12 protein-coding genes and 1 tRNA gene are annotated in these 13,526 nt (G+C 52.5%); 5 read left to right on the top strand and 8 right to left on the bottom strand.

Annotated elements, in window-relative coordinates:
- Positions 1-21: 21 nt before the first annotated feature.
- The 4 genes from A4S02_RS13700 to gyrA all read right to left on the bottom strand — a co-directional run bounded on the left by A4S02_RS13700 (position 22) and on the right by gyrA (position 4,120).
- Positions 22-97, bottom strand: a tRNA-Lys gene (locus tag A4S02_RS13700).
- Positions 98-285: 188 nt separating this feature from the next.
- Entirely contained in the window at positions 286-777 is a 492-nt protein-coding gene (locus tag A4S02_RS13695; RefSeq protein WP_070324285.1) for a peptidylprolyl isomerase, read from the bottom strand.
- 41 nt (positions 778-818) lie between these two features.
- Positions 819-1,358 (bottom strand): pantetheine-phosphate adenylyltransferase, encoded by a 540-nt coding sequence (gene coaD, locus A4S02_RS13690; protein ID WP_019088544.1) that lies wholly within the window; start codon positions 1,356-1,358, stop codon positions 819-821.
- Positions 1,355-4,120: a DNA gyrase subunit A gene (gyrA, locus tag A4S02_RS13685; RefSeq protein WP_070324095.1), complete on the bottom strand. Its 2,766-nt coding sequence runs from the start codon at positions 4,118-4,120 to the stop codon at positions 1,355-1,357. The genes coaD and gyrA overlap by 4 nt, the downstream gene beginning before the upstream one ends.
- 194 nt (positions 4,121-4,314) lie before the next feature.
- Between gyrA and A4S02_RS13680 the strand changes: the two genes are divergently transcribed.
- A complete protein-coding gene (locus A4S02_RS13680) occupies positions 4,315-4,500 on the top strand; it encodes a YqaE/Pmp3 family membrane protein (protein WP_019088546.1) in 186 nt (61 codons plus the stop codon).
- An 87-nt stretch (positions 4,501-4,587) separates the two neighbouring features.
- Here the strand turns inward: A4S02_RS13680 and A4S02_RS13675 are convergent, their stop codons facing one another.
- The 4 genes from A4S02_RS13675 to truB all read right to left on the bottom strand — a co-directional run bounded on the left by A4S02_RS13675 (position 4,588) and on the right by truB (position 9,712).
- Entirely contained in the window at positions 4,588-6,006 is a 1,419-nt protein-coding gene (locus A4S02_RS13675; protein ID WP_070324094.1) for an NAD(P)H-dependent flavin oxidoreductase, read from the bottom strand.
- Between the two features lie 59 nt (positions 6,007-6,065).
- Positions 6,066-8,216 carry a polyribonucleotide nucleotidyltransferase gene (gene pnp / locus A4S02_RS13670; RefSeq protein WP_070324093.1) on the bottom strand — a complete coding sequence of 717 codons (2,151 nt, stop codon included), beginning with the start codon at positions 8,214-8,216 and terminating at the stop codon, positions 6,066-6,068.
- 277 nt (positions 8,217-8,493) lie between these two features.
- Positions 8,494-8,763, bottom strand: a complete 270-nt coding sequence (rpsO, locus tag A4S02_RS13665) for a 30S ribosomal protein S15 (RefSeq protein ID WP_014457520.1) — start codon at positions 8,761-8,763, stop codon at positions 8,494-8,496.
- A gap of 31 nt (positions 8,764-8,794) precedes the next feature.
- Positions 8,795-9,712 (bottom strand): tRNA pseudouridine(55) synthase TruB, encoded by a 918-nt coding sequence (gene truB / locus A4S02_RS13660; RefSeq protein WP_070324284.1) that lies wholly within the window; start codon positions 9,710-9,712, stop codon positions 8,795-8,797.
- A 302-nt stretch (positions 9,713-10,014) separates the two neighbouring features.
- On the opposite strand from truB, the gene A4S02_RS13655 reads away from it, so the two are divergent.
- Genes A4S02_RS13655 through A4S02_RS13640 form a run of 4 tightly spaced genes read left to right on the top strand, consistent with a single transcriptional unit; the run spans position 10,015 to position 13,506 of the window.
- On the top strand, positions 10,015-11,172 hold the full coding sequence (locus A4S02_RS13655; RefSeq protein ID WP_019088550.1) for an ABC transporter permease: 1,158 nt from the start codon (positions 10,015-10,017) through the stop codon (positions 11,170-11,172).
- Complete coding sequence (locus tag A4S02_RS13650) at positions 11,172-11,957, top strand: ABC transporter ATP-binding protein (protein ID WP_019088551.1); 786 nt, start codon at positions 11,172-11,174, stop codon at positions 11,955-11,957. The genes A4S02_RS13655 and A4S02_RS13650 overlap by 1 nt, the downstream gene beginning before the upstream one ends.
- Positions 11,958-11,962: 5 nt before the next feature.
- Positions 11,963-12,919: an MlaD family protein gene (locus A4S02_RS13645; protein ID WP_006115381.1), complete on the top strand. Its 957-nt coding sequence runs from the start codon at positions 11,963-11,965 to the stop codon at positions 12,917-12,919.
- The gene (locus tag A4S02_RS13640) at positions 12,919-13,506 is read left to right on the top strand and encodes a PqiC family protein (protein ID WP_026019289.1); all 588 of its coding nucleotides are present in this window, start codon (positions 12,919-12,921) and stop codon (positions 13,504-13,506) included. The genes A4S02_RS13645 and A4S02_RS13640 overlap by 1 nt, the downstream gene beginning before the upstream one ends.
- The last annotated feature ends 20 nt before the right edge of the window (positions 13,507-13,526 follow it).

The raw sequence follows: 13,526 nt of genomic DNA, 5'->3' as shown, positions 1-13,526 counted from the left end.
ATATTTTGGAAGATTTTAAAATGGTGAGCCGGGAGGGACTCGAACCCTCGACCATTCGATTAAAAGTCGAATGCTCTACCAACTGAGCTACCGGCTCACACCTTTAACCGTGCAAAACTTAATGCCTGCGCGATGGAGGTGTTCCTAAACGGATTACCTTGCCTCTGTCAAGCAGTAGAGAGAATTTTGTGCCATTCCTGTAAAATCAGATGGTTTGATTGGTTTCAGACATAAAAAAAGCGCCACCCCAATGGGAGTGACGCTTTTTTGCAGATATTCGAAAAATCAGGATTTTTCGCCAACTGCCGGACGCATACGAGAGATCCGATCTGGATCCTTCACCATGCCGGACATGCCAGAAGCATGTTTGATTTTATCTACGTTTTCCATGCCTTCAATCACTTCACCCACAATGGTGTACTGACCATCAAGGTGCGGAGAAGGTTCAAACATGATAAAGAACTGGCTGTTAGCACTGTTCGGATCAGACGTCCGAGCCATGCCGATAGTGCCACGTTCAAACTTGGCTTTGTTTGTGAATTCTGCAGGCAGATCCGGCAGTTTGCTACCATGCATACCCGTGCCCGTTGGGTCACCACCCTGTGCCATAAAGCCGGGAATAACACGATGAAAAGGTACGTTATCGTAAAAACCTTCTGTCGCCAGCGTGCGAATACGTTCCGCAGCCTTGGGGGCCAGATCCGGACGCAGTTTAATAATGACGCGACCGTGCGGGATATCCATATGAATGATATCGTTTTTATCTTCTGAAGACATCAGAAACTCTCCTTGTGTTTGCAACACCCATGCTTGCCACTTCAGACAGAAACGTTTTTCCTGTCAGCTAGGCGTGCCAACAAACGCGCCTGTGTGCCTGGTGTTACAAATTCCGAAATATCTCCACCATAACTGGCAATTTCTTTCACCAGACGGGAAGAAATAAATTGGGTGCGTTCTGAAGCCATAAGAAACACGCTTTCAATTCCGGCATCCAGTTTGCGGTTTACGCCGCTCATCTGGATTTCGTAATCAAAATCAGAAAGCACCCGAAGACCACGAAAAATCAGCGTTGCGCCATTATCCCGCACAGCTTTCACCAACAGGGAATCAAATGGCACCACCACAATATCCCCACCCGTGTTCTGGCGAATGGCTGGCAAGGCTTCTTCCACACAGGCAATCCGCTCATCCAATGGCATAAGCGGATTTTTGCCCGGGTTATGGGCAACGCCTATCACCAGCCGGTCCACCAATCTGGATGCACGTTCAATCACATCCAGATGACCAACCGTTACCGGATCAAACGTGCCCGCGTAAAAGCCGACCCGCTTGGGCACGGAGCCTGCGGGGGTGTTCATTCCCCCTCAGCCTCTCCGGCTTCATCTTCACCATCATCCATAACGGGGAAGACACTGGTGACGCGTTCATCATCATTCAGGCGGAACAACGTCACTCCACTAGCCTGACGCGCCATGACACGTACCTGATCAACCGGCACACGAATAAGGCGGCCCGCATCCGTTACCAGCATCACATCTGTGCCTTCTAGAACAGGCAAGGTAGCAGCCACTTCTTTCCCGCGCTTGTTGGCCGAGAACGTCATGTTGGTAATGCCTTGCCCACCACGCCCGCTAACACGGTAATCATACGCGGAAGAGCGACGCCCGAACCCACCATCACTCACAATCAGCAGAATTTCTTCAGCAGCTTCAAGCTGTGCAAACCGTTCTGGAGAAAGCAGCGCATCTGTGTTGCTGCCTTCTTCTTCATCCGAATCGGCCTGCACAGTATCTGCATCTTCCTCAGTTGCTTCTGCTGCATTTTCGGCCCTGCGCTTGGCATTCGCCATCCGCAGATAAGCCGAACGTTCTTCTACTGTTGCATCAACATGGTTCAGCACAGCAAGGTTGATCACGCGGTCACCTTCTGCAAGGCGGATACCCCGCACACCAGAAGATCCACGACCAGCAAACACGCGCAATGTGTCATCGGTAATTTGGAAGCGGATACAACGCGCCCCACGTGTAGCAAGGAACACATCCTGCCCTTCACGGCAGGTAGCAACGCCTATCAGGCTATCCTCTTCATCCAGCTTCATGGCAATCATGCCGGACGAGCGGATATTGCGGAAATCACTCAAACGATTGCGGCGCACATTACCGCTGGCCGTTGCAAAGACAAGATGTAGGGCTTCCCACAATTCCTCATCCTGCGGCAATGGCAGCACAGCCGTAATGCTGTCAGAACCCAAATCTGGCAACAGGTTTACCAAGGCGCGGCCTTTGGCGGCTGGCCCAGCTTCTGGCAGACGCCAGACCTTTTGACGATATACTTTACCACCAGAAGAGAAGAACATGACCCACTGATGGGTGTGCGCATTAAAGGAACGCACAACAATATCATCGCCACGTGTGCCGGCACCCGTGCGGCCACGGCCACCACGATTTTGTGCCCGGAACACATCTAGCGGCGTACGTTTAATAAACCCTTCCCGCGTGATGGTTACAACCATCTGGCCGGGTTCTATCAGGCTTTCATCATCCTGATCCCCTGCATAATCCGCAATTTCGGTCATGCGTGGGGTAGCAATTTCTGCCCGTGCTACAGAAAGTTCATCACGCAGCACTTCCATACGGCGGACGTGGCTACCGATAATTTCCAGAAGCTCGTTAATACGCAAGGCAACTTCCGAGAGCTCCTGCTGGATTTTATCTCGTTCCAAACCGGTCAGACGTTGCAGGCGCAGTTCCAAAATGCCGCGCGCCTGTGCTTCTGTCAGACGCACCTTGCCATCTACAACCACGTTACCGTCGTCATGAATTAGGGCCAACAAGGGCTCTACATCTGCGGCATTCCACTGAGCTGCCATCAGGGATTCACGCGCAGCGGCTGCATCTGGCGCGCCGCGAATCAAAGCAATGACTGCATCAATATTGGCAACGGCAATCACCAGTCCAACCAAAATGTGTCCACGATCACGCGCCTTGTTCAGCTCAAACCGCGAACGACGCAGAATCACTTCTTCACGGAACGCAATAAAGGCTTCCAGCACATCCTTCAGGCCCATCAGGCGGGGCTTGCCACCATCTAGCGCCAGCATGTTCACGCCAAAGGAGGTCTGAAGCTGCGTGAAGCGATAAAGCTGGTTCAGCACCACTTCCGGTGTGGCATCACGCTTGATTTCGATAACCACCCGCATACCGGAGCGATCAGATTCATCGCGGATATCGGCAATGCCTTCGATCTGCTTATTGCGTACCAGATCGGCAATGCGTTCCTGCAAAGTGGCCTTGTTAACCTGATACGGAATTTCCGTAACGATAATGGCCTTACGGTCTTTGCGGATTTCTTCAATATCTGCCTTGGCACGAATAATGACAGCCCCACGCCCTGTGGCAAAAGCACTGCGAATGCCAGAACGGCCAAGAATAATACCGCCTGTAGGGAAATCTGGCCCCGGCACATATTCCATCAGATCATCAAGCGAAAGATCTGGATTGGCAATAAGCGCCAACGTGGCATCAATAACTTCTGATGGATTATGCGTAGGAATATTGGTGGCCATACCCACCGCAATACCCGTAGCACCATTGATCAGCAGATTTGGGAATGTGGCAGGAAGAACAGTTGGTTCTTCTTCACTTTCATCATAGTTTGGCTGAAAATCGACCGTATCGCGGTCAATATCATTCAGCAGAAATGTGGAAGCCTTGGCCAATCTGGCTTCCGTATAACGCATGGCAGCGGGGCTATCACCATCCACCGAGCCAAAGTTACCCTGCCCGTCAATCAGCTTGACCCGCATGGACCAAGACTGAGCCATACGCACCATGGCATCATAAATGGAGGAGTCACCATGCGGATGGTATTTACCCATTACCTCACCAACTGCACGGGCAGATTTGCGGTAAGGTTTATCGTAGGTAAAACCACTTTCATGCATGGCATACAGGATGCGACGATGAACAGGCTTAAGACCATCTCGCACATCCGGCAGCGCACGGCTGACAATAACCGACATCGCATACGCGAGGTAGGAGGAGCGCATCTCCTCCTCAATGGTTACGGGCAGAAAGTCTGAGGGTTCCGGTACACCCGGCTGGTCAGAAATCTCGGTCAAGGTTTATCCGCTCTGTCATGCTGCACGCTCCGGGTTATGGAGCATGTGCCAAATCCACTTCTGCACCGGTTACCCGGCACTTGCAGAATATTTTCTAGCACACAAAATCCGCTCCACCTAGCGGCGGAAATAGTAGACTTGCTTCGGGCAAAAGGCTGTGCCCATCATGATGCACACTATAAGGAGTTCCAGCCATGCGCCTACTTTTGGCATTACTGTTTCCGTGGTTTCAGTTTTTTACGATTGGTCGCCCATTTTCGGGCATTATCTGCTTGATATTGCAGATAACTGTTATTGGCTGGATACCGGCAGCGATCTGGTCTGTTTATGCGCTCAACCAGTATGAAACAGATAAAAAATTTTCCCGCATGGGGCGATAAACCCCAACATTTATAGGTTAATGAAAAAAGGCGGCTCCCTATGGGAACCGCCTTTTTCTTGGAAACCAGTATTTACATCTGACTGATTTAGCGCCCAGTCATAATCCGATCCACCAACTGCTGCACCGTTGGCACAAACCCGTTGGCGTAAAAAGGATCGGTCGCAAAGCGCCAAGCGTTTGTACCACCGAACATCAGATTATGATCCAACACCTGGGCCGCATCCGGGCCACTGGCATGCGCCACAGCCTGAAGCGTTTTCTGAATACAGAAAGAACGTGGGTCTGCTTTATGACCCGTGGAATACTTGGGGCCACGCTGGCTCCAGTTAGAGAACTGACATTCAGACAGACAGCCCATACAATCGGCCTGATCTGCCAGAATTTCGCGCGCTCTGTCTGGCGTCACAAAAATCAGAGTAGAATCCTGTGTGCGAAGAGCTTCAGTAAAGCCCTGCTGTTCCCACTGCTGAATACGTGGCAGATCTTCTGCTTTTACAAACACTTCACGCTTACGCGCACCAATGCCGTAGGGCACAACCAGATCTTCTTCTGCCGCCATAGCAAAAGGAACTTGCCGTTCCGAACGCTCACGCAGTTCCTGCAAGAAACTGTTGTTGACCGCAGAAGAATAAAAGCCCGTGGGAGAGAAGCGGTTTAGGTATACATCACCCTTTTTCAGGGTCAGTAAACGCTGCTTCCATGCTTCCGGAATAGGGCTTTCTTTCGTCAATAGTGGGCGCGTACCAAACTGGAACACAATGGGACCAAGCTCTGGATTATCAATCCAATCTTCCCATTCTTCCAGCCACCATACACCACCCGCCATGATAATGGGCGTATTATCCAACCCAAACCCACGCATAAGTTTACGCAAGGCCGCCACACGCGGGTAAGGATCTTCTGGCTTTAATGGATTTTCCGTATTGGAAAGCCCGTTATGCCCTCCTGCACGCCAAGGATCTTCATAAACTACGCCACCCAGTAGATCGGCAGATTTATGGTAAGCCCGCTTCCATAATGCATTGAAAGCACGTGCAGATGACACGATGGGGTAATAATGCACCCCAAACCGTGCCGCAATTTCAGACAGCCGATACGGCATACCCGCGCCACATGTAAGACCGTGGATCAGGCCCGGCGCACCTTCAAGCACACCGGTAATCACCCGTTCGGCTGATCCCATTTCCCACAAAATATTGGCATGAACCCGGCCTTTTCCGCCGGATATTTCATGCGCCACACGCGCTTGGGTAATACCGCCACAAATGGCGTAATCTACCAGTTCCTCATGCCGCTCACGGCGCGTACGACCGTGATAGATCTGGGGAACTGGCTGCCCATTTTCATCATAACTATCTGCATTGACGATAGAAACCGTGCCCGCGCCACCTGCTGCAGCCCATGCCCCGGCCGATACGCCTGTGGAGACAGAGACCCCCTTACCGCCTTCTACCAGCGGCAGGATATCCACACCCCCCATGCGAACCGTATTGATCGCCTTCATGACCGTCCTATCGTTCCTGCAACTATCCGTATGGTTGAAAGTGACCCGAAAAGGGATGCTTATTCAGCATCCCGACGGGGGCCACGTGAGGGTTTTTCACCCACAGTTTCCGTGATATCCGCACCCGTGCTCTGATCAACAACACGCATGGACAGCTTAACCTTACCGCGATCATCAAAGCCAATGACCTTAACTTTCACGGTATCGCCTTCCTTCACCACATCTGTGGTTTTACCAACGCGACCCTGCGCCAGTTCGGAAATGTGCACTAAGCCATCACGCGCACCAAGGAAGTTTACAAACGCACCAAAATCGGCAGTTTTAACAACCTTACCATCATAAATGCGGCCCAGTTCTGGCTCCGCTACAATGCCGTTGATCCGATCAATGGCCTTCTGTGCCTGATCATCAGAAGCTGCGGCAATGGTAATTGTGCCGTCATCCCCAATATCAACCTTCGCGCCAGAATATTCCACGATTTCGCGGATCACTTTACCGCCAGAACCGATCACATCACGGATCTTTTCCCGGGGCACCTTCATGGTGGTGATTTTCGGCGCTGTAGAAGACACGTTGGTGCGTGTTTCTGTCAGCGCTTTGCTCATTTCACCCAGAATGTGCATCCGGCCATCACGTGCCTGACCCAGAGCAATCTTCATGATTTCCGGCGTGATGGAGGTAATCTTAATGTCCATCTGTAGGGCTGTCACACCTTGCTCGGTGCCCGCCACCTTGAAGTCCATATCCCCAAGGTGATCTTCATCGCCAAGGATATCGGACAGAACAGCGAAATCATCGCCTTCCTTGATCAGGCCCATGGCAATACCAGCAACCGGACGCTTCAGCGGCACACCAGCATCCATCAGAGCCAGAGAGCCACCACACACGGTTGCCATGGAAGAAGACCCGTTGCTTTCCGTAATTTCGGAAACCACACGCACTGTATATGGGAATTCCTTACGGGAAGGCATCAGCGGGTGAATAGCGCGCCATGCCAGCTTGCCATGCCCGATCTCACGACGGCCCGGAGAACCGATACGCCCACATTCACCCACAGAGAAGGGCGGGAAGTTATAATGCAGCATGAAGTTGGTGCGATATTCACCTTCCAGCGCATCAATAACCTGTTCGTCCTGCCCGGTGCCAAGCGTGGTCACAACCAGCGCCTGTGTTTCACCACGGGTGAACAGAGAAGACCCATGCACGCGCGGCAGAATGCCCACTTCCGGCACGATCGGACGAACAGTTACCAGATCACGACCATCAATACGCTTGCCGGTTTTCAGAACGGAAGACCGCACCACATCAGCTTCCAGATCCTTGATCATCGGCTTGGCGGCTGCAACGTCCAGTTCATCAGATGTCAGCTTTTCAACAATCGCTTCACGCGCTGCTTTCAGCTTTTCGTAGCGGGCCTGTTTCTGCTTTTCCTTGTAAGCATCAGCAATCAACTTGCGGCCTGCTTTTTCCACCTGCTTGCGCAGTTGGATTTCTTCCTTGGTTGGCTCTGCCAGTGCCCAAGGTTCCTTGGCTGCATGTTCTGCCAGGGAGATAATGGCGTCCAGAACCGGCTGGAACGCTGTATGACCGAACGTTACGGCATCCAGCATCACTTCTTCAGAAAGTTCTGAAGCTTCGGATTCCACCATCAGCACGCCTTCAGTCGTGCCAGCCACAACCAGTTCCAGATCTGATTCTTTAATCTGTTCCTGCGTGGGGTTCAGGATGAATGCACCATCCTTAAAACCAACGCGGGCAGCGCCAACGGGGCCAAAGAACGGAATACCAGACAGGGTAAGAGCTGCAGAACAGCCAATCAGCGCAGGAATGGAAGGATCATTTTCCATATCGTGCGTCAGCACGGTTGCAATCACCTGCACTTCGTTGCGGAACCCTTCTGGGAACAGCGGACGCAGCGGACGGTCGATCAGGCGGGAAACCAGTGTTTCGTTTTCAGAAGGACGACCTTCACGCTTAAAGAAACCACCGGGAATCTTGCCTGCTGCGTAGGCTTTTTCCTGATAGTTCACTGTCAGCGGGAAGAAATCCTGACCCGGCTTTACGTCCTTAGCGCCAACGGCGGTGCACAGCACAACGGTTTCACCGTAGGTGACCATAACAGCGCCATCAGCCTGACGGGCAACCTTGCCGGTCTCCAAAATCAGTGGGCGGCCGCCCCATTCAATCTCTTTACGGAAGTAGTTAAACATTCTGTAAGCCTCTGTTCTATTTCACTTCAGAGCCACAGAACAACAGGACAGACCGGCTGGGCGGACAGCGCCTCGGACGGCATGGTGACTGGCGGAACAAACCTCCCAGGCGCCATGTGGTCGGAAACGCCGTGGCTTACCGGGCACGAAACGCCCTGATGTAAAACCTGTGGCTATATCCAATATGGTGACGCCAGCAAACAAGTGCTAGCGAAAATTCCGAACGGGAAGAGAGATCATGTATACACAACACCTCTTCCCGTTCGTTAAGCCGTTTTTAGCGGCGCAGGCCCAAGCGGCCAATCAGCGTTTCATAACGCGTCTGGCTCTTGCCCTTCAGGTAGTCCAGCATGCTGCGGCGGCGACCAACGAGAATCAGCAGACCACGGCGAGAATGGAAGTCCTTCGCGTGGGTCTTCAGATGTTCGGTCAGGTTGTTAATCCGTTCGGTCAGGATCGCCACCTGCACTTCCGGGGAGCCCGTATCACCCGGTGCAGTCTGGTATTCAGCAATAACTTGCGTGCGGCGTTCAGCAGTAATCGACATCACATGTCTCCATCAAAAAACATATCAGGTTTTAGAGAATCCGTACCGGCTTCAGCCATCCGTCTTCCAAACGGCCAATACCCAGCACGTGCTCACCGTCCATAACACGCACAACGCCCCCATCCTCGGCGGTCCGTGGGATACGCCCCATCAGATCAACAAGGCCGAGAGCTTGCCCGTGCCGTAGCAGAACTGCTTCATCCTGTGTCAAGGCCAGCGCCGGGATGTCGGCCAGCGCGGTCGAGACCGGACGCAGAAGTTCCGGTGAAACATGGGCGTTGTCGTCGTTTGGGGTGATTTTGTCCAGCACAATCGCATCGGCTTCTGTAAAAGGCCCCACGCGCAGGCGGCGCAGCACAGTAATATGGCCCACAGTTCCGCACGCCAGCGCCACATCACGCGCTAACGCACGCATGTAAACACCTTTACCGGATTCGACTTCAAACACTGCGGTATCCCGATCTGGCCGCTCTATCAGCTCAAACCGATCCACCCGTGCAGGCCGCGGCGGCAATTCTGGCGGACGCCCTTCCCGCGCCATATCGTAGGAACGCTCCCCCCCCACTTTCAGAGCAGAAAAAACGGGAGGCACCTGCATGATATCGCCTGTAAGCGCTGGCAAGGCAGCCCGCAGTTCTTCATCAGAAGGACGCACGTCAGATGTACCAATCACATTGCCATCGGCATCATCGCTATCACGCGCTTCACCCATTTTAAGGGTAAAGCGGTACACCTTCGTTCCATCCATTACATAAGGTACAGTTTTTGTGGCTGCACCAAAAGCCAATGGCAACAACCCCGTTGCCAACGGGTCCAACGTACCGCCGTGCCCTACCTTTTGCGCATCAAACAGCCGTTTGGCGCGCCCCACCACCTGAGTTGATGTCATGCCGGAAGGCTTGTCTACTATAAGCCAGCCGTTAAGTGGCCGCCCACGTCTGCGTCGCATGAAAACTCCCGTATGCGATTCATCAAATACCATGCAGCAGCCATGAACGGCTCAGCCAGAAGGTTTTTGCGTTAGTACAACACTTGGTAATGGAGTGTGTACCCCATCTGGCGCTGCATGTAGCCGAAGGCTGGTATGCCATGCAATGCTGCCATCAGGCGCAACGCTGTCCTGTTAAAACGGACTGTCAGCCAAGTTATTGATCTTAAACCAAGGCAAACCCAAGGTTTACCACTTCTATCATGTATGAATTAAGGGGACTGGTCATAGGCTTGCCCGTGCCGTAATGTCGCCACCAAATTATGGCTGATCAATCTCCCTCTTCCGGTCTTCCCAAGGCTACCGACACTCCTTCGTGGTCTCTTCAGAACACGGCAGATGGTGTATGCTTGAATGTTGAAGGAGCTTGGACAGTTCAGGCAGGGGGCACAACGCCCTTTCCGCAAGATAAACTGCCCGTAGAACCCGGCCATACTCTCCACATTGATGCAACCGGTTTGAAAAGCTGGGATTCGGCTTTTGTTGCTTTTTTGTGGGATGTCAAACAGGCCGCCAGCAAGGCGCAGCTTCATTTTGATGAGCAAGGCCTTCCGGCCTCCGCGCAAAGGCTTCTAGCCCTTTTACCCGATGCACCCGCCGAACCGGCACAACCTCCGCGCAATAACGAAGGTATTTTTGCGCGAGTGGGTGACATAACCCTGAATGGGTTAACCGAAACAGGCACAGTAAGTGAACTGGCATTAGATACCGCCAAAGGTGCTGCACAGGCTGTGCGTGGCAAAAGCGCCATGCGCATGAAAGACCTGTTGCTGGATATCTGGAATGCCGGGCCCGATGCCTTACTTATTGTTGGCATCGTCAATTTTCTTGTAGGTGCCATTCTGGCTTTTGTCGGGCTGGTAGAACTACGGAAGTTTGCCGCAGAAATTTACGTTACAGACTTGGTAGGCATTGCCTGCGCGCGTGAAATTTCGGCTATCATGACAGCCATTATCATGGCGGGTCGAACCGGCGGCGCTTATGCAGCCCGCATCTCCACCATGCTGGGCAACGAAGAAATTGATGCTCTCCAGGTGTTTGGTATCCCTATCTCCAGTTACATTCTGCTGCCATCCATCCTGTCTCTCGCACTCATGATGCCATTGCTCTATCTGTATGGCACCATTGTTGCGATTTTTGGCGGATTTGCCGTTTCCATGAGCATGATGGATGTTTCCCCCATCGGCTATTGGATATCCACCTTTGATGGCGTGGAGCTGAAGGAATTTATCTTCGGATTTATCAAATCCTTCTTCTTCGCCAGCTTTATTGCGCTGGCGGCTTGTCGCGTAGGGCTAAAAGCCGGACGCAGTGCGGCTGATGTGGGCATTGCCGCCACACGCGCCGTGGTTATTGGCATTGTGGGCATTATTGCCATGGATGCCATTTTTGCCGTGATAGCCAACGCGCTTGGAATCTGATGATGTCTGACGCAGAAACCCTTATTTCCGTTCGCGATTTACAGTTATCGTTCGGCCCCAAGGTCATTCAGCAAAATGTTTCCTTTGATCTGAAGCGTGGCTCCATCTTTGCCATTATGGGTGGTTCTGGCTGCGGCAAGAGTACTTTGCTCAAAAGCATGATCGGGCTGCTGCGACCAACCGCCGGGCAGATTCTGGTAGATGGAGAAGATTATTGGGCGCAATCCGATTCTCGCCGCACGGATATCAATCACCGTTACGGTGTGCTGTTTCAAAGCGGCGCTTTATGGAGTTCTATGACGGTAGGGGAAAATGTAGCCCTGCCGCTAGAAATGTTCACTACGCTCAAGCCTGATACCATTCGGCGCCTAGTGGAATTGAAACTCGGATTTGTTGGGATGGAACAGGCAATTGATCTGTTTCCTTCCGAAATCTCCGGCGGTATGCGCAAACGCGCGGGGCTTGCACGCGCCATTGCTCTGGAACCCGACATTCTGTTTTTTGACGAACCTTCCGCAGGACTAGACCCCATTACGTCTGCCCGGCTGGATGATCTGATCCTGACATTACGGGATGGGCTGGGGGCAACCATTATGATTGTCAGCCATGAACTGCCCAGCCTGTTCGCTATTGCAGACGATGGCATCTTTTTGGATGCCAAAACACACACACCCATTGCGCATGGTTCACCGCGCGCATTGCACGATACCTGCAAGATTCCTGAGGTAACGGCGTTTATGAACCGATCTGCCTCTATTCCCTCCGCAGACAAGACAGAAGGCTGAACGGCATGTCTCAAAGCACAAACCGGAAAACTCTGATCGGCGCGTTTGTGATCCTTGGCGGCTTGCTGGGCCTGTTCATTATCATGGCTTTTGGGCACATGCGCTTTTTCACCCCCTCGCGGGAAGCTGCCGTTGTGTTCCAGAACTCCATCACCGGCCTTTCTGTGGGTGCGCCCGTAAACTTCCGCGGCGTTAAGGTTGGAACAGTTAAAAACATTACGCTGCGTTTTGATCCGCAGGACCGTAAGGCTTACATTCCTGTTGTGCTCACGCTGGAGCCAGATCAGATTCATGTAGTGCGGGATGTGCCGGGGGGCACAAAAGTGAGCATTCAGGAAATGATCAGCAACGGACTCCGCGCTGAACTGAACCTGCAAAGCTTTGTTACGGGCCAATCCAATATTGAACTGGATTTTGATAAATCCGTTACACCCGTTCTGCACCCACGCATTACCGATCTGCCGGAAATTCCTGTGCGTCTTTCCACTATGGAAAAGCTGAAGGACACGATCGGCCAGATTCCTATCAAGGATATCAGCCACCATGCAGATCTGGCTCTGCTGTCCATTACATCCTTGAGCGATCACCTACGTGATGATCTGCCTCCACTGATTTCCAGCGTGAAGGAAACGGCTGACCGTTCCCACGAAACAGTGCAGGCTGCAACAGATGCCATTAAAGACCTACAGGCCAAGCTGGACGTAACACTCCTGAAAATGGACAAGCTGATGGATACTGGAAATACGCAGCTTGATGCACGTGGCAAGGATCTGCACGCAACATTAGCCTCTGCTACAAAAACTCTAGATTCCTTGCAGGATATCCTTTCACCACGTTCTATCGACCGAGCAAATCTGGATGCCTCATTGCGGGATATTGCTGCTGCTGCGGCCTCCCTACGTGGCTTCGCCAGCGATGTGGAACGTAACCCGCAACTTCTGCTGATGGGACGCCGCCCATGATGTTTACTCCTCGCCATATTGCTCTGGCTTTTCTGGGCGCATGTACCCTGCTTGCAGGCTGCGCCTCCCCTCCCCTTCGGCTTTATACGCTTGGCATGCCGGGAGACCGGGATGTTCAGCAGCCGCATCTTTCTGCCCGTTTGACCACCATAGAAATCAGCCGCGCGGTATTGCCTGATTATCTTGATAGTCAGGACATGATCACCCGGCAGGGAGAAGAAGTGATCCGCAGCCCGCGCTCACGCTGGGCAACACGGCTTTCTCTGGGCATTACAGATTTGGTGACTAATGAAATCTCATCATCTCATCCCAACGAACTGATTACAGATCAGCCGTTGGCAGATGCCGCCAATATGCGCGTTCAGATTAACGTTTCACGCTTTGATGTAAATGTAGATGGTCAGGCGGTTTTGGATGCCAACTGGGCCGTTATCCCGCGGGATCCTAAAAAGCCGCTCATTCGCAACCGTGCGCATCTTACAGCTACGGGATCTGTTTCTACAGATGCGGATACCGCATCCTTAATGCGTAAGCTGGTTATTCAGTTGGCAGATCAAGTTAATCTGTCCATTCCACCCCAGCAGTAAAAAGCTACCCGATATAACCA

The organism is Acetobacter ascendens (assembly GCF_001766235.1).
In the GTDB taxonomy this organism is placed as follows: Bacteria; Pseudomonadota; Alphaproteobacteria; order Acetobacterales; family Acetobacteraceae; genus Acetobacter; species Acetobacter ascendens.
The sequence above is the reverse complement of the archived record's forward strand: the minus strand, read 5'-3'. Positions and strand labels throughout refer to the sequence as shown.

Bases quoted from the DNA above. Each gene is read 5' to 3' on its own strand.
- A4S02_RS13655 (WP_019088550.1), top strand. From the start codon at position 10,015: ATGGCTGATCAATCTCCCTCTTCCGGTCTTCCCAAGGCTACCGACACT.
- A4S02_RS13640 (WP_026019289.1), top strand. From the start codon at position 12,919: ATGTTTACTCCTCGCCATATTGCTCTGGCTTTTCTGGGCGCATGTACC.
- A4S02_RS13645 (WP_006115381.1), top strand. From the start codon at position 11,963: ATGTCTCAAAGCACAAACCGGAAAACTCTGATCGGCGCGTTTGTGATC.
- truB (WP_070324284.1), bottom strand. From the start codon at position 9,712: ATGCGACGCAGACGTGGGCGGCCACTTAACGGCTGGCTTATAGTAGAC.
- A4S02_RS13695 (WP_070324285.1), bottom strand. From the start codon at position 777: ATGTCTTCAGAAGATAAAAACGATATCATTCATATGGATATCCCGCAC.
- rpsO (WP_014457520.1), bottom strand. From the start codon at position 8,763: ATGTCGATTACTGCTGAACGCCGCACGCAAGTTATTGCTGAATACCAG.
- coaD (WP_019088544.1), bottom strand. From the start codon at position 1,358: ATGAACACCCCCGCAGGCTCCGTGCCCAAGCGGGTCGGCTTTTACGCG.
- A4S02_RS13650 (WP_019088551.1), top strand. From the start codon at position 11,172: ATGATGTCTGACGCAGAAACCCTTATTTCCGTTCGCGATTTACAGTTA.
- A4S02_RS13675 (WP_070324094.1), bottom strand. From the start codon at position 6,006: ATGAAGGCGATCAATACGGTTCGCATGGGGGGTGTGGATATCCTGCCG.
- A4S02_RS13680 (WP_019088546.1), top strand. From the start codon at position 4,315: ATGCGCCTACTTTTGGCATTACTGTTTCCGTGGTTTCAGTTTTTTACG.
- pnp (WP_070324093.1), bottom strand. From the start codon at position 8,216: ATGTTTAACTACTTCCGTAAAGAGATTGAATGGGGCGGCCGCCCACTG.